Annotated in this window: 20 protein-coding genes; 9 read left to right on the forward strand and 11 right to left on the reverse strand. The window is 58.0% G+C overall.

The window, feature by feature from the left end; translation table 11 throughout:
- Nucleotides 1–27 precede the first annotated feature (27 nt).
- The 3 genes from CPH65_RS04820 (at nt 28) to CPH65_RS04830 (ending at nt 3,210) form a co-directional block, all read left to right on the forward strand.
- Nucleotides 28–1,209, forward strand: a complete 1,182-nt coding sequence (locus CPH65_RS04820) for an acetyl-CoA C-acetyltransferase (protein ID WP_096172374.1) — start codon at nt 28–30, stop codon at nt 1,207–1,209.
- 270 nt (nt 1,210–1,479) lie between these two features.
- Nucleotides 1,480–2,208 carry an acetoacetyl-CoA reductase gene (gene phbB / locus CPH65_RS04825; protein WP_096176245.1) on the forward strand — a complete coding sequence of 243 codons (729 nt, stop codon included), beginning with the start codon at nt 1,480–1,482 and terminating at the stop codon, nt 2,206–2,208.
- Nucleotides 2,209–2,328: 120 nt separating this feature from the next.
- Complete coding sequence (locus CPH65_RS04830) at nt 2,329–3,210, forward strand: DMT family transporter (protein WP_096172375.1); 882 nt, start codon at nt 2,329–2,331, stop codon at nt 3,208–3,210.
- A 5-nt stretch (nt 3,211–3,215) separates the two neighbouring features.
- Here the strand turns inward: CPH65_RS04830 and CPH65_RS04835 are convergent, their stop codons facing one another.
- The 3 genes from CPH65_RS04835 to CPH65_RS04845 all read right to left on the reverse strand — a co-directional run bounded on the left by CPH65_RS04835 (nt 3,216) and on the right by CPH65_RS04845 (nt 6,539).
- Nucleotides 3,216–4,061 (reverse strand): metal ABC transporter permease, encoded by an 846-nt coding sequence (locus CPH65_RS04835; protein ID WP_371359448.1) that lies wholly within the window; start codon nt 4,059–4,061, stop codon nt 3,216–3,218.
- On the reverse strand, nt 4,015–4,830 hold the full coding sequence (locus CPH65_RS04840; RefSeq protein ID WP_096172377.1) for a metal ABC transporter ATP-binding protein: 816 nt from the start codon (nt 4,828–4,830) through the stop codon (nt 4,015–4,017). Before CPH65_RS04840 ends, CPH65_RS04835 begins: the two co-directional genes overlap by 47 nt.
- Nucleotides 4,831–5,015: 185 nt before the next feature.
- A complete protein-coding gene (locus CPH65_RS04845; RefSeq protein WP_096172378.1) occupies nt 5,016–6,539 on the reverse strand; it encodes an aldehyde dehydrogenase family protein in 1,524 nt (507 codons plus the stop codon).
- A gap of 316 nt (nt 6,540–6,855) precedes the next feature.
- Here CPH65_RS04845 and CPH65_RS04855 point away from each other — a divergent pair, with 316 nt between their 5' ends.
- Nucleotides 6,856–7,347: an Lrp/AsnC family transcriptional regulator gene (locus CPH65_RS04855; RefSeq protein WP_096172380.1), complete on the forward strand. Its 492-nt coding sequence runs from the start codon at nt 6,856–6,858 to the stop codon at nt 7,345–7,347.
- A gap of 39 nt (nt 7,348–7,386) precedes the next feature.
- Here the strand turns inward: CPH65_RS04855 and gloB are convergent, their stop codons facing one another.
- Nucleotides 7,387–8,163, reverse strand: coding sequence for a hydroxyacylglutathione hydrolase (gene gloB / locus CPH65_RS04860; protein ID WP_096172381.1), 777 nt, complete (start codon nt 8,161–8,163; stop codon nt 7,387–7,389).
- A 272-nt stretch (nt 8,164–8,435) separates the two neighbouring features.
- On the opposite strand from gloB, the gene CPH65_RS04865 reads away from it, so the two are divergent.
- Nucleotides 8,436–9,251 carry a class I SAM-dependent methyltransferase gene (locus CPH65_RS04865; RefSeq protein ID WP_096172382.1) on the forward strand — a complete coding sequence of 272 codons (816 nt, stop codon included), beginning with the start codon at nt 8,436–8,438 and terminating at the stop codon, nt 9,249–9,251.
- Here CPH65_RS04865 and metW read toward each other — a convergent pair.
- Nucleotides 9,242–9,883 carry a methionine biosynthesis protein MetW gene (gene metW / locus CPH65_RS04870; RefSeq protein WP_172891454.1) on the reverse strand — a complete coding sequence of 214 codons (642 nt, stop codon included), beginning with the start codon at nt 9,881–9,883 and terminating at the stop codon, nt 9,242–9,244. The two genes, CPH65_RS04865 and metW, sit on opposite strands and share 10 nt — an antisense overlap.
- Nucleotides 9,884–9,900: 17 nt before the next feature.
- Nucleotides 9,901–11,151 carry a homoserine O-acetyltransferase gene (locus CPH65_RS04875; RefSeq protein ID WP_096172384.1) on the reverse strand — a complete coding sequence of 417 codons (1,251 nt, stop codon included), beginning with the start codon at nt 11,149–11,151 and terminating at the stop codon, nt 9,901–9,903.
- Between the two features lie 299 nt (nt 11,152–11,450).
- On the opposite strand from CPH65_RS04875, the gene CPH65_RS04880 reads away from it, so the two are divergent.
- From CPH65_RS04880 to CPH65_RS04890, 3 genes are all read left to right on the forward strand, one after another.
- Complete coding sequence (locus CPH65_RS04880; protein WP_096172385.1) at nt 11,451–12,311, forward strand: chorismate mutase; 861 nt, start codon at nt 11,451–11,453, stop codon at nt 12,309–12,311.
- A 146-nt stretch (nt 12,312–12,457) separates the two neighbouring features.
- Nucleotides 12,458–13,573, forward strand: coding sequence for a histidinol-phosphate transaminase (gene hisC / locus CPH65_RS04885; RefSeq protein WP_096172386.1), 1,116 nt, complete (start codon nt 12,458–12,460; stop codon nt 13,571–13,573).
- The gene (locus tag CPH65_RS04890; RefSeq protein ID WP_096176246.1) at nt 13,573–14,547 is read left to right on the forward strand and encodes a prephenate/arogenate dehydrogenase family protein; all 975 of its coding nucleotides are present in this window, start codon (nt 13,573–13,575) and stop codon (nt 14,545–14,547) included. Before hisC ends, CPH65_RS04890 begins: the two co-directional genes overlap by 1 nt.
- Nucleotides 14,548–14,620: 73 nt before the next feature.
- Here the strand turns inward: CPH65_RS04890 and CPH65_RS04895 are convergent, their stop codons facing one another.
- The gene (locus CPH65_RS04895) at nt 14,621–15,643 is read right to left on the reverse strand and encodes a DUF2125 domain-containing protein (protein ID WP_157747504.1); all 1,023 of its coding nucleotides are present in this window, start codon (nt 15,641–15,643) and stop codon (nt 14,621–14,623) included.
- 190 nt (nt 15,644–15,833) lie between these two features.
- On the opposite strand from CPH65_RS04895, the gene CPH65_RS04900 reads away from it, so the two are divergent.
- Nucleotides 15,834–16,373: a gamma-glutamylcyclotransferase gene (locus tag CPH65_RS04900; protein ID WP_096172388.1), complete on the forward strand. Its 540-nt coding sequence runs from the start codon at nt 15,834–15,836 to the stop codon at nt 16,371–16,373.
- Between the two features lie 24 nt (nt 16,374–16,397).
- Here CPH65_RS04900 and CPH65_RS04905 read toward each other — a convergent pair whose 3' ends face one another.
- From CPH65_RS04905 to CPH65_RS04920, 4 genes are all read right to left on the reverse strand, one after another.
- Nucleotides 16,398–16,763, reverse strand: coding sequence for a hypothetical protein (locus tag CPH65_RS04905; protein WP_096172389.1), 366 nt, complete (start codon nt 16,761–16,763; stop codon nt 16,398–16,400).
- 126 nt (nt 16,764–16,889) lie between these two features.
- On the reverse strand, nt 16,890–17,645 hold the full coding sequence (locus CPH65_RS04910) for a 1-acyl-sn-glycerol-3-phosphate acyltransferase (protein WP_096172390.1): 756 nt from the start codon (nt 17,643–17,645) through the stop codon (nt 16,890–16,892).
- Between the two features lie 184 nt (nt 17,646–17,829).
- The gene (locus CPH65_RS04915) at nt 17,830–18,528 is read right to left on the reverse strand and encodes a YdcF family protein (RefSeq protein ID WP_096172391.1); all 699 of its coding nucleotides are present in this window, start codon (nt 18,526–18,528) and stop codon (nt 17,830–17,832) included.
- Nucleotides 18,529–18,559: 31 nt separating this feature from the next.
- Nucleotides 18,560–19,885: an ABC transporter permease gene (locus CPH65_RS04920; protein WP_172891455.1), complete on the reverse strand. Its 1,326-nt coding sequence runs from the start codon at nt 19,883–19,885 to the stop codon at nt 18,560–18,562.
- Nucleotides 19,886–19,894: the final 9 nt, after the last annotated feature.

Genomic DNA, 19,894 nt, shown 5'->3' on the forward strand with positions numbered 1-19,894 from the left:
GATTTTGACGAACAACAGGGAAACGTTATGACACAGGGCAAAGATATTGTGATCGTCGCTGCGGCTCGAACACCAGTGGGTTCATTTCTGGGTTCATTTGCTAACACGCCAGCGTGCGAGTTGGGGGCCATTGCGATCAAGGGCGCGCTGGATCAGGTCGGTGTCGATCCGTCCGATGTCGACGAGGTCATTCTCGGGCAGGTCCTTACCGGTGGTCAGGGGCAGAACCCGGCGCGACAGGCGGCCTTGAAGGCCGGTGTAGGCGAACGGGCACCGGCGTGGATCATCAATCAGGTCTGCGGCTCGGGACTTCGAACCGTTGCGCTCGGGATGCAGCAGATTGCGATGGGCGATGCCAACATCGTGGTTGCTGGTGGTCAGGAGAACATGTCCCTGTCCATGCACGCAGCCCAGATGCGATCCGGCACCAAGATGGGGGACGTGAAGTTCATCGATACGATGATCAAGGACGGTCTGTGGTGTGCTTTCAATGACTATCACATGGGGCAGACTGCAGAAAATGTCGCCGATCAATGGGATATCTCGCGCGAGGTTCAGGATGAATTCGCGGTTGCCTCTCAGAACAAGGCGGAAGCTGCCCAGAAGAACGGCAAATTCAAAGATGAAATCGTGCCGGTGAGCGTCACCGAGCGCCGCAAGGAACGCATTGTCGAGGATGACGAATATATTCGCCACGGTGCCAATCTTGAAGGCATGCAGAAACTGCGTCCGGCCTTCGCCAAGGATGGATCGGTGACAGCCGGTAACGCGTCGGGGATTAATGATGGCGCAGCCGTTGTTATTTTGATGAGCGCGGACGAGGCCGCCAAGCGGGGCTTGACGCCTCTTGCCACCATCAAGTCCTGGGCCTCTGTGGGGACCGATCCGGCGATCATGGGCTCCGGTCCGATCCCGGCGTCGACCAAGGCGCTTGAGAAGGCTGGCTGGAGCGCTGCGGATCTTGACCTCATCGAAGCCAACGAAGCCTTTGCCGCGCAGGCCTGCGCCGTGAACAAGGACATGGGTTGGGATGTCGAGAAGGTCAACGTCAATGGTGGGGCGATTGCCATTGGCCATCCCATCGGGGCATCGGGCTGCCGGGTGCTTGTCACCCTGCTGCACGAGATGAAGCGCCGCGATGCCAAAAAGGGTCTGGCCACCCTTTGCATCGGTGGTGGCATGGGCGTTGCCCTTTGCGTTGAGCGCTAGGCCATGTGCCTGACTGCCTTTCGCAGTCCCAAAACGAGGGTGCAGGGCGGCCTTGCCGCCCTGTTGAGGAGGTTAGGCCTTTTGGGCTCCGGCTCTGGAGACGATACTCTGCAAGAGGATGCAGGGGCACGCGGGTCCAGTCACGAAGAGGACGAACCCGGTACAGACAGAACCGGGCCGGACGCCAAGGGGCAAGAAAGTGGCAAAGTCGGCGCTTCGCTCGATCATGAAGGGATGATCGCGAGAGAGGCTGACGAGGGGAGGAAAAGTATGTCGAAAGTAGCTGTCGTCACGGGCGGAACCCGGGGGATCGGGGAAGCCATTTCCATGGCGCTCAAGGATGTCGGGTTTGTTGTTGCTGCCAACTATGCAGGCAATGACGAGCGGGCAAAAGCCTTTGCGGAACGCACAGGGATCAAGGCCTTCAAATGGGATGTCGGGGATTTCGAAGCCTGCAAGGCAGGTCTTCGTCGGGTCGAGGATGAACTCGGCATCGTCGATATCGTGGTCAACAATGCGGGCATTACGCGCGATGGGATGATTCACAAACTTGAGCTTGACCAGTGGCACGAGGTGATCAACACCAATCTCAATTCGATGTATTACATGACCAAGCCCGTCATTGATGAAATGCGCGCCCGTGGTCACGGACGGATCATCAATATCTCCTCGATCAATGGCCAAAAGGGCCAGATGGGCCAGACCAACTATTCGGCCGCCAAGGCCGGGGTGATCGGCTTTACCAAGGCACTGGCGCAGGAAACCGCGCGCAAGGGCGTTACCGTCAATTGCATTTGTCCGGGCTATATCGACACGGACATGGTTGCTGCGGTTCCCGAAAAGGTGCTCGAAAGCATTGTTGCAGGCATTCCTGTCGGGCGTTTGGGGCAAGCTGAGGAAATCGGTGCGATGGTGGCCTTTCTGGCATCAGAGAAGGCGGCCTTTATCACCGGCGCCGTGATGACCGTGAATGGTGGGCAATATATGGCCAACGGCTGATTACGCGCTTTCTAGAAGTGAAGCGTGAGAAATATCCTTTGATAACGGGCCGCGGGTCTTTCCACTCGCGGCCTTTGTCTATTTGATTGCCGGGCCGATAAAAGACGGAACGGAGCCGGTATGCCAAGACGCCTGTTTGCCACTCTCATAGGGTTTACTGCCATTTTGATGTGGGCGCTGCTCGCGCTGTTCACTGCCGCGAGTGGAAAGGTGCCGCCGTTTCAGCTCACCGCGATGACCTTTCTTGTTGGTGGCTCCATCGGGCTTGTCAGCTGGATGTTTCGGCCCGGTGCCATCCGGTCGCTCCGGCAACCATGGCCGGTCTGGGCGCTCGGGGTGGTCGGCCTGTTTGGTTATCATTTTTCCTACTATACCGCTTTGCGGCTGGCGCCCCCGGTGGAGGCGGGACTCATTGCCTACCTGTGGCCGCTGCTCATTGTCGTGCTGTCGGCCTTGCTGCCCGGCGAGCGGCTGCGCTGGTTCCATGGAGCCGGTGCGCTTCTGGGGTTGGTCGGGACCGTTCTCATCGTCTCCAAGGGGCAGGGGATTACGATTGATGCGCGCTATTCCAGCGGCTATCTCGCGGCAATCATCTGCGCCTTCACATGGTCGAGCTATTCGGTTCTGTCGCGGCGTTTTTCTACCGTGCCAACCGATGTCGTCGTCGGTTTCTGCCTTGTGACAGCGGTCTTGAGCGCCTTTGCGCATTTGGCCTTTGAGGTCACAGTCTGGCCTGCTTCCCTGATGGAATGGCTGGCGGTGCTGGGTCTTGGTCTCATGCCCGTGGGGGCTGCCTTTTATGTCTGGGACTTTGGCGTCAAGCATGGAGACATTCAGGTTCTGGGTGCTGCTTCCTATGCAGCGCCGCTCCTCTCCACAGCGGTGCTGGTGCTCGCCGGGTTTGCCGACTTTTCCTGGATCATCGCGCTTGCCGCTTTCCTGATTACCTTCGGGGCGGTGCTGGCCTCCAAGGAACTGATCTTCCGGCGGCGTCCCGGTTGATCCGCTCAGCGTTGGCGCAACTGGCGGATGGCCGGTGCAACAATCAGGGCAGCGAGGAACAGCAAAAAGGCACTAAAGACGATGGACGGGCCCGGTGCCGAGTCCCAGTTCAGCGAACCATTGAGGCCCATGGCAACGCTGAGACACGACAAGAGCGCAGCCATGATCGCCATGCCCTCTGGGCCGCGTGCAAACTGACGCGCCGTGGCGGCCGGGATGATCAGCAATGAGGTGATCAGCAGCACACCGATCAGCTTCATCGCCACTGCAATCACCAAAGCAATCAGCAGGATGAAGACGAGATTTGCGCGTTTGGTCGGCAGACCTTCAGCGGCTGCGATATCAGGGCTGATGGTGGTGGCCAAGAGGCTGCGCCAATGGCTGATGAGCAGAAGAAGAACCAGCGCTCCGCCACCCCAAATGATGCCAAGGTCAGTGCGGTTGATCGAAAGGATGTCGCCGAACAGCAGGGTCAGGATATCCACCCGCAGCCATGTCATGAAGCCCAGAGCCAGAAGTCCCAACGACAGCGAGGCATGAGACAGGATCCCCAGCAGCGTGTCGCTCGACAATCGGTCGAGGCGTTCGAGACCGTAAAGCGCGATGGCAATCGTGATCGAGACAGCAAAGACACCCGTGACGGGGAACAGATCCATCATCAGGCTAAGAGCGATGCCGAGCAGTGCCGCGTGGGCCATGGTCTCGCCAAAATAGGCCATGCGGCGCCAGACGATGAAACAGCCCAAGGGGCCGGTTACAAGGGCGATGCCGAGGCCGCCGATCAGGGCGCGGGTGAAGAAATCGTCAAGCATCACCGCCTCCGCTTTTTTGAGTATGTGCGTGATCATGATCATCACCACAGGAGCAGGAGCCAGTCTCGAGCATGTCGGCGTCGAGCGGGTCGTGGCTGTGCGAATGGTGATGACTGTAGGGAGCCATGGTCTGCAGGCCCTTGGCCCCGAACAGGCGTTGATAGTCCGGGCTCTGCTCCACATCGGCAGGCTGGCCATGACAGCAGACATGGGTGTTGAGACAAATGACGTGAGTCGAAGCGCGCATCACCATATGCAGATCGTGGGAGACCAGTAGGATGCCACACTGGTGGCGGTTGCGGATCGCCTCGATGAGATTGTAGAGCGATAATTCGCCCACATAATCAACGCCCTGAACCGGTTCGTCGAGCACCATCAGGTCGGGTTTGCGCACAAGCGCCCGGGCGAGAAGAACGCGCTGCATCTCGCCACCTGACAGTGTGTGGATGTTGTCATTGAGCTTGTGGGCAACGCCGGTTTCCTCCAGCGCCGCAAGAATGCTTGCGCCATCGTTGGGCTCGGTCAGGGTCATCAGGCGCTTGACTGTGAGCGGCAATGTGCGGTCGATGACCAGCTTTTGCGGCACATAGCCAACCTTGAGGCCGGATTTGCGTGTCACGATGCCCGCATTGATCGGGCGCAGGCCCAGCAAGGCTTTGACAAGGGTTGTCTTGCCACCGCCGTTGGGGCCGATGATGGTGACAATCTCGCCTTTGGCGACGGAAATGGAGACGGACTCAAGGAGAAATTTCCCGTCACTTCTGACGGTTATGTTTTTCCCTGAAATCAATGGATCTGATGTGGTCACGAATGTGCTGTGCCTATTGGTCGGCTGTGGCTAGGGGATGTTACATTATAACATTTTAATTTTGGTTCAAGAGGTACATTGAAGACAGTCGACAATTCGGTGTCACATCGAACGATCTGGCACGCATTCAGACATGAAAAAGGGCCGTTGCCGGCCCTTTTGTTTTTGCTGACCGTGATCCTGCTCTAGACGTCGAAGGAGACGCCCTGAGCGAGCGGAAGTTCGGCGGAATAGTTGATGGTGTTGGTGGCCCGGCGCATATAGCTCTTCCAGGCATCAGAGCCGGATTCGCGACCGCCGCCGGTTTCCTTCTCACCCCCGAATGCGCCGCCGATTTCAGCGCCCGACGGGCCGATGTTGACGTTGCAGATGCCGCAATCCGAACCCGCTGCACTCATGAAGTCTTCTGCTTCACGCATATTGAGGGTGAAGATGCAGGATGACAGACCCTGCGGCACGTCATTGTGCATGGCGAGTGCATCGGCGAATTCGCTATAGCGCATGACATAGAGGATTGGGGCGAAGGTTTCGGTTTTCACCACATCGCTCTGGCTTGGCATTTCAACAAGGGCCGGGGTGACGTAGCAGCCGCCAAGGCCTTCCTTCTCGACACGGGTGCCGCCCGTCACGGTGCCGCCCTGTTCCCTTGCTGCGGTGAGAGACGCCTGCATTCCGTTGAAGGCGTCTTCATCGATGAGCGGTCCGACGAGTGTTCCTGCATCGAGCGGCGAGCCAACTGGCAGGGTGCCATAGGCTTTCTTGAGCTGCTCAACGAGTTGATCAGCGATGCTGTCATGAACGATGAGGCGTCTGAGGGACGTGCAGCGCTGGCCTGCAGTGCCCACAGCCGAGAAGCAGATGGCGCGGACAGCCATGTCGAGATCGGCGCTCGGGGCGACGACCATGGCATTGTTGCCGCCAAGCTCGAGGATCGAACGTCCGAAGCGGTTGGCAACGCGTGGGCCGACCGCGCGGCCCATGCGGGTGGAGCCGGTTGCCGAGATGATCGGGGCCTTGGGGTTGTCAACCAGCGCTTCACCGGCAGCAGGTCCACCGATGACAAGCTGGTGCAAGCCTTCGGGGGCGGCCTCGAATTTTTCGATGACACGGCCAAGGATGGCATCGCAGGCAAGGGCCGTGAGCGGCGTCTTCTCAGACGGCTTCCAGACCACGGCATCGCCACAGATCAGAGCGAGGCAGGTGTTCCAGGACCAGACGGCGACGGGGAAGTTGAAGGCGGAAATGACGCCGCAGACACCCATCGGATGCCATGTTTCCATCATCCGGTGACCGGGGCGTTCAGAGGCAATGGTTTTGCCGTAGAGCTGGCGCGACTGGCCGACCGCGAAGTCGCAGATGTCGATCATTTCCTGCACTTCGCCAAGGCCTTCGGAGACGATCTTGCCCGCTTCGATGCTGACGAGGCGACCAAGGGCGTCCTTGTGGGTGCGCAATTCTTCACCGAGCAGGCGAACGAGCTCGCCCCGGACCGGGGCCGGGACGGTGCGCCATTTGAGGTAGGCCTCATGCGCTGTATCGACCGCGGCATTCATCGCATCGGCATCCTGTTCGGCTATATAGGCGATGACCCCGCCGTCGATGGGGCTTTTGACAGCCAGCGAGCCGGTCAGTCGTTCGGCTTTTACACCGAGCTTTTCAAGAAGGGCGCTGGTATCGCTTTGCAGCGTCTGTTGCATTGAAACATTCATGGGATTCTCCGGAAGAAGGTGTTCGGCCGGTCCGCTCGGGAGGGTGCAGCCAGCCTTTTATGCTATTGAAATTTATTGTTTTCTTTAGGTTGGACAAGAGTATAAAGCGGTGTGTGTCGCGGTGACAGGGGCCAGTTTGGCATGACCTATAGATTGCCGGTAAGGCTTGGCAATTTGCTGGATAATTGTGATTATGCGGTATTTTGCAGTTTGCGCCTGATGGAAAATCATGAATAAGTGAGCCAAGCGCATGGGCATTCGGAGCCCGCGGGCGCTAGAGTGGTTTAGACACGAATCCAAATTGGGGAGATGCGCCATGCGGCGTTCGCTTGATGATCTTGATCGCCAACTGATCCGGTTGTTGCAGGCGGATGCGCGGCTGTCGACCTCCGAAATCGGACGCAAGCTCTCCGTTGCCCGCTCGACGGTGCATGAGCGCATAGAGCGTTTGAAACGTGAAGGGGTTATTGACGGCTTCACGGTGCTTTTGAACAGCGACCCGATGGATGCGCTCAATCGGGCCATTGTCTTCGTCGAGATCGACCCCAAGATGCAGGCGCTGATCGTGCGCAAACTGGAAGACTTCCCTGAAGTCTCCTCCTGCTTCACGGTCAACGGAGCGTTCGATCTGGCCTTGATCGTCGAAATGCCGCAACTTGAAGATCTTGATGCCCTGCTTGACGAGATCGGCGAAATCGAGGGCGTGACGCGGACCATGACCAACATCATTCTGGCCAAGAAGTTCGACCGCCGCCACACGCTGATCAACGAAACCGCCAAGAAACTGTTTGGTCAGGAGCCGTTCTAGTCCGCCCTTGCGCGCCTTTCGACGACGGGTCAGACCGCCTCAGAATCTGTCCTTGCGGCGGCGGATTTCGGCAAAAACCTCCGCATCCGATGCCTTTTCCATGCCAAGAGCTTCCTTGACGTCGGGATGGTTGGCGCGGACGAAGCTGTTGGTGGTCAGCTCGTCAAGCATGCTGGAGGGAATTGTTGGCTCCCCTTTGGCCCTTTTATCCCGAATGTCTGCTGCGCGCGCTTGCAAAAGCTCGTTGTCCGGCTCGATTGTCAGGCAGAATTCGGCGTTGGTTTGTGTATATTCGTGGCCGCAGAAGATCGTGGTCTCTGGTGGCAATTTGGCCAACTTGTCGACCGAGAACCACATATCCTTCAACGTGCCTTCAAAGACACGCCCGCAGCCCAGAGCGAAGAGGGTGTCGCCCGTGAAGGCCAGTTGGGCATCGGGAATCCAGTAGCTGATATGGTCAAGCGTGTGGCCCGGAGTGCCCAGACAGAAGACATCGACCGCCCCGACCTTGAACTTGTTGCCGTCATCGACCCCGTGATCGATGAGGCCGATTTTCTCGCGGCTCATTTCCGGACCCCAGACCTGGGCACCGGTCTTGGCCTTGATCGCGGCGAGCCCGCCGACATGGTCATGATGATGATGGGTGATCAGGATATGCGTCAGTGGACATCCGGTTTCCTCAAGTGCTTCAAGGATTGGCGCGTCCTGCGGTGCATCGACCAGAATTGTCACCTTTTCTTCCGGGTCGTGGGCCAGGACCGCATAATTGTCCGAAAGACACGGAATGAGTTTGGTTACAAGTGCATGTTTGGTCACGCGATTTTTCTCCCCGGATGAGCCGTTTGTTGTCGCTGCGAGTGTTACATAGATTGAAAGGTTTCTATAGCAAAAATAAGACGAGCTGAGTGCTCTATTGCATAATTACCGTTCTGTATCGTTCTGCGGCGGGTGTGTGCAATGGGCAAAAGTGACAGGGCCGACAGGGGTTGGATTCCGCGTCTGGCGATGCCACATTGTAAGAGTGCACTGTAGCCTGCATGGCTCCCGCATTGGCGCGGGTCGGACAGGGTCAACAAAAGTGAGAATGCATGTTTCTTGATGTTCTCGATCTTCGGAATTTCTACGCCCAGCCTCTTGGCGTCGCGGCCGCGCAGCACATCAATGAGGGAGTTCGCCACCATTGGCCCAATCTCAATGGTCTCAGCGTGCTCGGTGTTGGCTATGCGCCACCCTATCTCAGGTCCATGCGGGGTGAGGCTGGACGCTCGCTGGCCTTCATGCCGTCGAGGCAGGGGGCGGTCTATTGGCCTTCCAGCGGGGCTTCTCTGACGACGTTGATGGATGCCGATGCCCTTCCGCTACCGGATTCCTGTATCGACAGGATCCTGCTCATTCACATGCTCGAACTGGTTGACAATCCGGCGACGCACCTGCGCGAGATCTGGCGGGTGTTAACGCCCGGCGGACGCTTGCTTGTGGTGGTCCCGAACCGGCGTGGTGTGTGGGCCCGCGTGGAGCATTCCCCCTTTGCCTATGGCCGTCCCTTCTCAAAAGGACAACTGACGCACCTGATGCGCGACACCATGTTCACCCCTTTGCGCTGGAGCGAAGCGCTGCATTTTGGCCCGTTCAAGGGCAAGGGCTATTTCGGTTCAGCGCGGCTTTGGGAGAGAATCGGCAGGCGCTGTTGGCCTGCTTTTGCGGGCGTCCATATCGTCGAAGCGACCAAGCTGATGCGTCAGGCTCTGCCAGCACAGGAAGCGAACATGTTGCAAGCAAGTTTCCGGCCCGTGTTCCTGCCGGTGCCCAACCTGCCCACGAGCTATTCCGCCTCCCATCTTCGCAATCCCTTTTTCGACTGGCAGGGTGATGTCGACTGGCGGGATAGCGATCCTCAGTCCTGAGGAGAGCGACTCAGCAGGAAAATGGCCTGCTCGGCGAACAGATTCCAGAACCACCATGGCGCGCTGAAGGATATGCGCTCGCCGTTGCCTTGAAGGCCGTGGGCCTTTTCGATGACGGCATCGGTTTCCTTGCACAGATTGACGAAGTCTCGCACCGTGCAGAAATGGATGTTGGGCGTGTCGTACCAGCTGTAGGGCAGATAGTCGTTCACCGGCATGCGGCCGTGGAGCATCAGGTCGGAACGCACGCGCCAATGGCCGAAATTGGGGAAGGAGACAATGGCCTTCGAACCAATGCGCAACAGATGCTCAAGCACATTGCGCGGGTTGCGGGTCGCCTGAATGGTCTGGCTGAGGATGACATAGTCGAAACTGTTGTCCGGATAGTAGATCAGATCCTTGTCGGCGTCTCCCTGAATGACAGAAAGGCCCCGCGCCACACATTTGTTGACGCCGCGCTGTGACAGCTCGATGCCCCGTCCCTCGACATTGCGTTTGTCGCGCAACACCTCAAGCAAGCCGCCATCGTCGCTGCCCACATCAAGCACACGCGATCCCGCCTCCACCATGTCTGACACGAGTTCGAAGTCGATGCGGGTGTTGTCGGCCCGCCCGCCTACGATGAGAGGCATTTTGTGGAAATCTTTGTTCATTCGGGTGCCTCGTCGCTGTCATTTGGCGCGGTGGCCGGTTTGGCCGGATCCAGCTTGTGCTCGCGAGCGGCTGAATTGAGGAAGCCATTGATGGCGTCAAAGAACTCGGGTTCTTCCAGCAAAAAGGCGTCGTGTCCCTTGTCGCTCTCGATCTCGACAAAGCTGACCGAAGCCCCCGCCGCATTAAGGGCATGCACCAGCAACCGGCTGCCGGAGGTCGGATAGTGCCAGTCCGAGGTGAAGGAGACCAGACAAATGCGCGGGGTGGTTTCGGTGAACGCCTTGGCCAATTGCCCGCCATGATCCGCCGCGATGTCGAAATAGTCCATTGCACGAGTAACATAGAGGTAGGAATTGGGATCGAAGCGATCCACGAAAGTCATGCCCTGATGGCGCAGATAGCTCTCGATCTGGAAGTCCGCATCAAACGAGAAGGTCTTGGCTTCCCGATTTTGCAGGTTGCGACCGAATTTGCTCTGCAAGGACTGCTCGGACATGTAGGTGACATGGGCGGCCATGCGTGCAACGGACAGGCCCTTGCGCGGCGTGGTGCCAAAATCGAGATAACGCCCGCCATGCCATTCCGGATCGGCCATCACCGCCTGACGACCGACCTCGTAGAAGGCGATATTCTGCGAGGTATGATGGGGGGCGGTGGCGATGAAGACAGCCGATGCGCAGCGCTCGGGATATTCCGATGTCCATTGAATGGCCTGCATGCCGCCCATGGAGCCGCCGATGACGCTGAACAGCTTGTCGATGCCCAGCCGATCAATGAGCATGGTCTGGGCGCGCACCATGTCGCGGATGGTAATCACCGGCAGTTCAAGACCATAGGCGTTGCCGGTTTCGGGATTGATGGAAGCCGGGCCCGTCGAGCCGGAGCAGCCGCCGAGCACATTCGAGCAGATGACGAAATAGCGGTCCGTGTCGATCGGTTTGCCCGGCCCGATCACGGTTGTCCACCAGCCCGGCTTGCCGGTGACGGGGGAGGGGGAGGCCGCATATTGGTCGCCGGTCAGCGCATGGCAGACAAGGATGGCGTTGCTGCGGTCCTCATTGAGAGTGCCATAGGTTTCATAGGCGATGGTGAAGGGGCTGAGCGTTGAGCCGGCATCCAGTTCCAGCGGCTCGTCCGGGCCGAATGTGGCGCTCTGGCTGGAAGGGGTTCTTGCTTCCTGCAAGGCCAGATCCTCCGAAGTGGCCGCGGCGCTGGTCTGAGCTTCGATGTCGGCTGGAGCGGTCATGGTTGGCCTCGCGTCCTTGTCTTGTTGCAGGTCTAGGGTGGTTTCCGGTTTCGGGAGCTGCCTGACAGTCTGTCAGATCAAGCCGAATTGGGGGTAAAAATCTGCAACATCAGGTGTGCTTGCTCCTTCCCTGCCTTCTTGTCCGCAATGCTGCGAGGACAAGATCATTTTCACGTAGCTAGGCACGGATCGGGGCGGTGTCAAATGTTTTCTTTGCTTTTCGGGCCCGCCTTTTCTAAGAATGGTTGTCAATTGACAAGGCCAATTGGCAAGGCAAGACACTCTGCTCAGGACCGGACATGACTGAAAGTTCCAAGGAGCGCGACACATCGGACGCGCCAACGCTGGATGAATTGCGCCAGCGGATCGACCGGATCGATGAAGTGATCCATCATTCTCTTATCGAACGCAGCGAAATCGTCAAGGCGCTGATTTCGGTCAAGCGCACGGACAAGCCCGGCGCTGCGTTCCGGCCCGGACGCGAAGTGGACATGATGCGCCGTCTGGTGGGGCGTCACAGGGGTATTTTGCCGATCACCACGGTCGAGCATCTCTGGCGGGAGATCATCGCCACCTTCACTCATATGCAGGCACCGTTTGATGTGGTGGTTGCACCAGGGGCGGCCCTGAGGGATGTGGCCCGGTTCTATTTCGGCTTCACGGTGGGCTTCAAGGAAGCCCCGAGTGCCGAAGAGGTGATCAAACAGGTGCGTGCCGGAGAAGGCTCTGTACTGGGTGTGGTCGGTCTGGCGGAGATCGCAAAAACGCCTTGGTGGTTGTCCCTGTCGAAGCGGGAGGTGCAGGTGATCGCGCGTCTTCCGGTGATCCGTCAGGAAGGGCGACCTGTCGATACCGATGCTGTGGTGCTCTCCATGCCGTTGATGGATACATCCGTTCCGGACATGAATCTCGTGGCCATCAAGGCTGCAGACCGCGCACGTGCTGATGACGCCATTCGGGCTGTTGGCGGGACGATCCTCTCTGTATGCGACGAAGAAGACGGGATCGAAATCCTGGCTACAATGCCCTTCTCGGTGACGGATTTCCAGATCGAGGGGCTGACGGACAGGGCGGAGACGTCGGATGATCCCTTGGGTGCGAATTCCATCGTTGTGCGGGGCAATGTGGGCGGCTATTGGAGCCCGATCTCCCTGACGTGACGCCTTGGCCGCCGCTTTCGAGCATGGCTGACATGAAATTCGAGGATCTGCGGCTTTTTCCTTGAACGGGTCGCGAGCTTGGCTGTAAGACTGGCCAAGCCAAAGATAGAAAGCCAAAGACTAAAAGAAAGTGCAGGAGTGGAGCCATGTCTCTGAACCAAGAGCCACTGTGTCCGAAACCACGCGATAGTGTTGCCGGGATTCCCCTTTATGTTCCGGGCAAGAGCAAAGCCAATGTGAGCGGTCGCGTTCACAAGCTGTCATCGAACGAAAGTCCGCTGGGGAGCAGCCCCAAGGCCGTCGATGCCTATCGTCAGATGGCCGGTCAGCTTGAGCTCTATCCCGACGGTGGCAGCAGCGCGTTGCGCGAGGCGATCGGCGAGGTTCACGGCATCCACCCTGACCGGATCATCTGTGGTGCCGGGTCTGATGAAATTCTCAACCTGTTGGCCTATTCCTTCCTCGAAAGCGGCGACGAGGCGATTTATTGCGAATATGGTTTTCTGGTCTATCCCATTGCCATTCAAGCTGCCGGGGCGATGCCCATCGTGGTCAAGGAGAGGGATTTCACGACCGATGTGGATGCGATCCTTGCGGCTGTGACTGAAAAGACCAAAATGGTCTTCGTTGCCAACCCGAACAATCCGACGGGGACTTATCTGCCGTTTTCCGAAATCCGCCGTTTGCATAGGGGCCTTCCGGGCAATGTGGTTCTGGTGCTGGATGCGGCCTACGCTGAATATGTCACCGAAACGGACTATGAAGCCGGGATCGAGCTGGCGGGAAGTTCCGACAATGTTGTCATGACGCGCACCTATTCCAAGATTTACGGGCTTGCCAGCCTTCGGCTTGGCTGGTGCTACGGTCCCGAGGCGATCATCGGTGCGATGAACCGCATTCGCGGACCCTTCAACGTGTCCGGGCCGTCCCAGTCTGCCGGGGTTGCCGCCGTTCGGGATCAGGACTTCGTGCGCGCTGCAGTGGCGCACAACAGCGAATGGTTGCCCAAGGTCTCCAAGGCGCTGGAAGACATCGGCCTGAAGGTCACGCCAAGTGTTGCCAACTTTGTGCTTGTCCACTTTCCGGTTTCACAAGGTAGAACGGCTGCAGATGCAGACAAATATCTGCTTGATCATGGCTGCATTCTGCGTCAGGTGAGCAATTACAATCTGCCCAATGCCCTGCGCATGACGATCGGCAGCGCCGAAGCCTGCGAAGATGTGATCAAGCATCTGACCGATTTCATGACCGGGGAGCAATGATGGCCGAGTTCATGTTCAAGCGCATGACCCTGATCGGAATTGGTCTTTTGGGGTCTTCGATTGCCCTTGCTGCCCGGCAAAAAGGACTGGTGCAGCATATTGCGATCACCACACGGTCCAAGGCCACCCTTGATCGGGCGGAAGAGCTGGGGTTGGGTGACAGCTACCATATGGATCAGGTTGAGGCGGTGAAGGATGCCGACCTTGTGATTGTCTGCACCCCTGTCGGGGCCTGTGAGGCGGTGGCCAAGACCATTGCGCCAAGCCTCGCCGAGGGGGCGATTGTTACCGATGTCGGCTCCGTGAAGGCTTCCATCATCAGACAGATGCAGCCGCATTTGCCTGATTACGTGCATTTCGTGCCCAGCCATCCCATCGCCGGTACGGAGTATTCGGGGCCAGATGCCGGGTTTGCCGAGCTTTTTGTCAATCGCTGGTGCATTCTCACCCCGCCTGAGGGAACTGACGAGGCGGCCATCAAGAAGGTTCGGGACTTCTGGACCCTTCTTGGCTCCAATGTCGATTTGATGGAGGCCCATCATCATGACAATGTTTTGGCCATCACGTCCCATCTGCCGCATCTCATCGCCTACAACATCGTCGGCACGGCATCCGATCTTGAGCAGGTGACCGATTCCGAGGTGATCAAATATTCCGCTGGTGGGTTCAGGGATTTTACCCGAATTGCTTCATCCGATCCGACCATGTGGCGCGATGTCTTCCTGCATAACAAGGAAGCCGCATTGGAAATGCTGGGTCGCTTCAGCGAGGATCTGACGGCGCTTCAGCGGGCCATCCGCTGGGGCGACGGCGACACGCTGTACGAGCTTTTCTCGCGCACCCGTTCGATCCGTAGGAGCATCATCGATGCCGGGCAGGAAGTGGATGCCTCGGACTTCGGTCGCCACCTGAAAGATGGTGAAAGTCACGCACCGGTGCTCAATCGGGACAATCACGAATATACTGGCAGCTGAGAGGCTTGGCTGAGATCTGAGATCGTAAAGGGCGTCCACTTGGTTGCGGGCGCCCTTTTTCATGCGGTGTTTTTTACATCTGAAGGGGCGGGATGCTGCCAAGGGTCAGGAAGCCGGTCTTGATTTTGCCCTTGTCCAGCGTGACCTTGACCTCCGAGCCGATCAGGTCGCCGTCCTTGACCGGTTTACCCATCAGTTGCATGGCGGTGAGTGGTCCGTTGAGGCCGTCCTTTTTGGCCGTCAGTGTGAAGTTGCTGGTCGCTTCGGTTGCCGGCAGATTGAGAATGCGCAGCTTGAGGACACCATTGGCAAGGCCGATGGCGTCGAACGAGATATCGCCGCCCAGCTTCAGCGTCTTCTGGCCGATCTCCAGCCGGCTGTCGATGCCTGCGATCTGACCTGATTGGGTGAGCCATGCGCGCGCCGGATTGCCCTGAGTGCGAATGGCGGGCGAAAGACCATCGACAGCCGTGAAGGCGATCTCGCCCGAGACGACCGGTAACCGGTTTGCCGACAGGTCGGTGGCGGACAGGGCCAGATCAAGGTCGTCGCTGTTGTCCGGATTTGGCCTCAGGTGCAGCGCCAGTTCTTCTGCCGAGACATCGTCAAGCCATTGCGCGAGCTGCGGGTTGTTGGACGACAGCACGGGCTTCTCGGCCTCGAAGGAGGCACGGGTGATAAAATCGCTGGGGCTAAAGCGGACCGAGCCGCGCATCAGTTCGGCGACCATGCTAAAGCTCTCGCCGGAGAGGCTGTGCTCCAGATCCAGTCGGTTTTCCGCTTCGATCACGGCCAGATTGGGCGCGTAGACCTGCCACAGCGTACGCAAGGGTCCGCCGCGCGCCTGCCAGCCGCTTCTGGGGTCATTGATCTCATAGGAAGAGCAGGTCAGGACAAGCCGAAACGGATAACCGCCAAGGGTTTGATCCGCACAGGACAAGAGGCGCACGCCATTGACCTCTTTGTCCATCAGCTTGGAGACGAGGTCCTGCGTTTTTGTGTAGCTGGTGTACCAGAAGGCTGACCAGGCGGCGAAGACGAGGACAAGGGCACCGATGAGATAAAGATATTTGCGTTGGGATTTTTTTTCGGTCACGTCGGTCTGCATTGCGAAAACTGATCCTGTTGCTGGCACGGCCAAGTGTGTTGCGTCTCTCCCCCGGTTGCAAATGCCGGGGCGGATTGATATCCAGAGCCCTTGTCGCCCTTCTATGCTGGTCAATCAAGGCACAGTTGCGACGGTGACCAGCTTTTTCGAACCCTGACGAACAGCGGAGTGACACGGAATGGATGATTTGTGGGTGTTTGGATATGGCTCCCTGATGTGGCGGCCGGGGTTTGCATTTGAAGAGGCGCATGTGGCGGTGCTCGAGGGCTATCATCGCTCCTTGTGCGTCTATTCCTACGTCTACCGCGGAACGCCTGAAAAGCCCGGGCTGGTGCTTGGACTTGCGCGCGGGGGCGAGAGCATTGGCATGGCCTTTCGCGCGGCGGGCGAAAACCGGGACGCGGTGATTGCCTACTTGCGCGAACGGGAGCAGGTGACATCGGTCTATCTGGAGGAAACCGGAACCGTGCGTTTCCTGACGGGTGATCGCATGGGCGATGACGTTCTGGCGCTGACCTATGTGGCAGATCCCGCGCACGAACAATATGCGGGCAAACTGTCAATTGAAGAGCAGAAACGCATCGTGCTGGCCGGAGAGGGCAAGGCGGGGCCGAATATCGACTATGTTCTCAACACTGTGGATCATCTCAAGGACATCGACATTGATGATCCCGAGCTGTTTGCACTGGCTGAGGGCTTGCGTGCAAACGGGGGGTAGGTCTGTCGGCTGCGTGTGGTGGTATCAGGCGCTGAGGTGGAAGTGTGATTTTCCGGCGCGATCAACCCGATCAGAAAGATCCGCGATGACCTTTTGCTGTTCTTCCTGACTGCCCGAAAGAAGATGCACATAGATGCCGAGCGGCTGGTGATCGGTGTCCGCCCAGTTCGCGAGCGCATCGGATGACAGGTCTGCTATGTCGCCAATCCACTCCACCCTCGGATGGTCGGCTCCTTCCCTTGCGAGCAAGAGAACGCAGTTTTCGAAACTTGCGATGTCGTTTTGTGAAATCTGGGAAAAAATGTATCGATTGCCTGTCGCGCTTTGCCAGTAGCAAAAACGGCTGGTCAGACTATCCAGCGTAAAGTCACCAACGGGTCTGTTTGGCATTGATGTCCCCCAACAAGCGTTGACCAGAGATGCTCTGCAATTCTGACCAAAACGCACAAGGCCAGATTTTGTTCCCTCTCTATATCGTGTTGTGGTTAAAAAAATTCAACACAATATCTGGATCCGCTAGCCGGTGCCCTTTTCCGCTGGTTTTCCACCGCCGGCAGCGCGGGCTTCTGCGATCAGGCGGTTGCTATTTTCTTCGATGCTGGTGCTGATCTGTTCAAAGAAAACACCCTGCTTCAAACCGGGCTCAATCGGGGGCAGAATCTCGACAATGATCTTGCCCGGATAAAGAAGCACTGACTGGCGCGGCCAGAATAGACCCGTGTTCAGAGCCACAGGGTAACAGGGGACATTCAGCTCTCTGTAGATATAGCTTATGCCGTACTTATAGGCAGGGTCTGCATCAGTTGGTCGGCGGGTGCCTTCGGGAAATATGATCAGCTGTCGCCGGTCCTTCATGCGTTCCTTGGTGCGTTGCATCATGGACTTGAGCACCTTGGAGCGGGCGCCCCGATCAATCGGGATCATCTCGCCGCCTGCCACCGCCCAGCCAAACAGGGGAATCCACATCAGTTCGCGTTTGAGGATGAACAGTGGATCCTTGACGATGGCGAGCAATGCAAAGGTCTCGTAGACACTCATATGCTTGCTGGCCAGGATCAGGGCTTCGCCTTGTGGCAAGCTCTCGCGATTGCGGACCTCGAAGGTGCAGCCGACAATGACATTGAAGAGCCATATCAGAACCCGCGCCCAAAGATTGGCGACCGCAATGATATAGCGCCGATGGAACGGCAGCACAAACAGGCAGACCAGCAACAAGAAGAAGGTGGTGCAATAAAAGGAGATGTGAAAGAGCAGCGAGCGGATGAGCAGCATCGGCGAATGTCCTTGCCATTGCCGGGACACAGCCGGCCGGAAACGCGCCTGTTATTGACCAAAATCGGCCCGGTGTCCACCCATCAAACCCTGCGTTTTGGGATGTGTCCAGTGTCCAGTGGCGATCCTGTCGTGTTTCGGGCTCTGATGGACCGGAGACAGGAGGCCGGCGTTGTGATGGGGTCTATTTGCTGATGGCGGAAGCAGCCTTGGTCTTTTCGAGCCGTTCCGTCGTCACATAGATGAGCGAGGCGAGAAGCTTGCCATATTCCTTTGACAGAAGCTGGAAATTGTTGAGATCGAACAGGCGGGCCAGAAGCGATCGTCCGTCGGACTTCGTGACGATATGCCCCTGATAGTGCAGATCCGGCGCGGCGCGGTACATTTCGAGCATGGTGCGCGGCATGTGATAGGCGCTGGTGACGATGATCAGGCTCTTGTAGTCGTTGTTATGCGCCCAGAGCGACGTCTGGGTGGCGTTGGCGACGGTGTTGAGGGCTTGACTGTCAAGTTCGACGCAACACTTGATCTGCTCGGAGGTGAGCTTGTAGCGATGCTGCAGGGTCTTGTTGGAGTATCCCGGATGGACGCCGGATATCAGAAGCTTTTTGCCCAGTCCCTCGTTGAGCAGTTCCACCGCCCGCTCCAGCCGGCCCGCCCCGCCGGTCACGACGACAATGGCATCCGCAGCTTGTGGCGTCTTTTCACTGGCGAGCAGAACGTAGCCTGTAAAAACGGCCAAACCTGCACCCAGACACAGCAGAACCAGCGACGCAAGGACCACGACAATCCGCAGAACCCGGACCCAGAAGGATCGGCTTTGACGCTTTTTGGCATGCCCGTTCGTCTCGTCAAGGCTGCTGCTGGGTGGCTGATTGGACATGCTGGTCTTTGATGATTGTGATTCGGAAGGATTATGCCAGTTTGCTCAGAGTATTCATGACCGTCAATCTTGTCGTTATTGCGGTGAAGATAGCGATGAGCAGAATGAGCGCAAAGGTCCCCAGATAGGCTGCGTAGCCCAACTGGATAACACCAAGCAGAGCCTGCATCTGATCACTTGCTGCCGATCCCTCATCTTGCCGAACAAGCAGTTGCAGGAAAAGAAAGATAACGATAGCGATGGCGCCCCCCGCCAGAGATCCCTTGAAACCGAGAGTGAAGAATTTGCGCTGGAACTCTCCGGCGATGAATTTGTTGCTGGCACCAACGAAATGCAGCACCTCTATCGTCTCTCGATTGCCGGACATGGCCGAACGGGTGGCAAAAATCACGGTCAGGATGGTCGCAGCGATCACCAGAAAGAGGATCGTGAAGCCGATCATGATAGCTGTATCCGCCATGGACTTGAGCCGGTCGACCCAGAATCGGTGGTTGTCCAGAATCGCACCGGTGACCTGTTGCTGTAGCGATTCGCTCAGCGCAGGAAAGTCCACGGTGTCGGGGTCTGCGATGGTCAGCTCGATCAGCCGCGGAACAGGCAGGTCGTCAAAGGCCAGATCCAGACCCAGCCATGGTTCCAGCAGAGCGCCAGACTCGCTTTGACTGAGCAGGGTGGCTGATCCGATGCCTGGCGTTTCGCGGGCGATTCTGACGGCCTTGGCAAGCTCGGCCTCGATATCGATGCCTTCGATCTTTCGGATCTGGATCGTTGCGCCACGGGAAATGTCGGACTGCCAATCGTGTGTGGCATCCGAAATGATGGCAACCGCTGCAACCGTAAGGGCGGCCAGAAAACTCATGATCGCGATGACCAGTACCAGCGCATGTCCGGCTATCGTGCCTTTGGGGACAATCGGGCCGGTCTGGTTGCCGATGGCAAAATTGGCGGCCGTGGCAAGCACTTTCTGCTGCCCGGATTTGCGTTGGGATTTCGCTTTTTTCTTTTTTTCTTTTTTGGGCAGCGGGCGTGCTGGCGCTCTGGATGATGTGTCGATTACACCCTCGCGCGGTATGTCGGGGGAGGGCGCAAAAGCCTCTTGGCCAACTCGTCCGATATTGGGGCCCATGCGCTGCTGTCCGCTAGGAACAGGTGTATAGACGGGTGCGGCATGGGGTAACGGCGCGTGTGGACGCCCCAGTTCATCCCGCCCCATTGCGGAGCGGTTTGGTTCTGCGTTGCCCTGATCCGTGCGTCCTTGATCGCCTCTCATACGGTCATTCGCGCGTTCATTTCCGCGTTCGGGGGCTCGGTCGGGGGGACGTGATGGGCTGTCCGGGTCTTTTCGATTGCCTGCCATAGATGCTCT

It is taken from the genome of Cohaesibacter sp. ES.047 (assembly GCF_900215505.1).
Lineage (GTDB): Bacteria > Pseudomonadota > Alphaproteobacteria > Rhizobiales > Cohaesibacteraceae > Cohaesibacter.

Excerpts from the sequence above, each read along its gene's own strand:
- CPH65_RS04820 (WP_096172374.1), top strand. The coding sequence starts at position 28 with ATGACACAGGGCAAAGATATTGTGATCGTCGCTGCGGCTCGAACACCA.
- phbB (WP_096176245.1), top strand. The coding sequence starts at position 1,480 with ATGTCGAAAGTAGCTGTCGTCACGGGCGGAACCCGGGGGATCGGGGAA.
- CPH65_RS04830 (WP_096172375.1), top strand. The coding sequence starts at position 2,329 with ATGCCAAGACGCCTGTTTGCCACTCTCATAGGGTTTACTGCCATTTTG.
- CPH65_RS04845 (WP_096172378.1), bottom strand. The coding sequence starts at position 6,539 with ATGAATGTTTCAATGCAACAGACGCTGCAAAGCGATACCAGCGCCCTT.
- CPH65_RS04855 (WP_096172380.1), top strand. The coding sequence starts at position 6,856 with ATGCGGCGTTCGCTTGATGATCTTGATCGCCAACTGATCCGGTTGTTG.
- CPH65_RS04865 (WP_096172382.1), top strand. The coding sequence starts at position 8,436 with ATGTTTCTTGATGTTCTCGATCTTCGGAATTTCTACGCCCAGCCTCTT.
- metW (WP_172891454.1), bottom strand. The coding sequence starts at position 9,883 with ATGCCTCTCATCGTAGGCGGGCGGGCCGACAACACCCGCATCGACTTC.
- CPH65_RS04875 (WP_096172384.1), bottom strand. The coding sequence starts at position 11,151 with ATGACCGCTCCAGCCGACATCGAAGCTCAGACCAGCGCCGCGGCCACT.
- CPH65_RS04880 (WP_096172385.1), top strand. The coding sequence starts at position 11,451 with ATGACTGAAAGTTCCAAGGAGCGCGACACATCGGACGCGCCAACGCTG.
- hisC (WP_096172386.1), top strand. The coding sequence starts at position 12,458 with ATGTCTCTGAACCAAGAGCCACTGTGTCCGAAACCACGCGATAGTGTT.
- CPH65_RS04890 (WP_096176246.1), top strand. The coding sequence starts at position 13,573 with ATGGCCGAGTTCATGTTCAAGCGCATGACCCTGATCGGAATTGGTCTT.
- CPH65_RS04900 (WP_096172388.1), top strand. The coding sequence starts at position 15,834 with ATGGATGATTTGTGGGTGTTTGGATATGGCTCCCTGATGTGGCGGCCG.
- CPH65_RS04905 (WP_096172389.1), bottom strand. The coding sequence starts at position 16,763 with ATGCCAAACAGACCCGTTGGTGACTTTACGCTGGATAGTCTGACCAGC.
- CPH65_RS04910 (WP_096172390.1), bottom strand. The coding sequence starts at position 17,645 with ATGCTGCTCATCCGCTCGCTGCTCTTTCACATCTCCTTTTATTGCACC.
- CPH65_RS04915 (WP_096172391.1), bottom strand. The coding sequence starts at position 18,528 with ATGTCCAATCAGCCACCCAGCAGCAGCCTTGACGAGACGAACGGGCAT.
- CPH65_RS04920 (WP_172891455.1), bottom strand. The coding sequence starts at position 19,885 with ATGGCAGGCAATCGAAAAGACCCGGACAGCCCATCACGTCCCCCCGAC.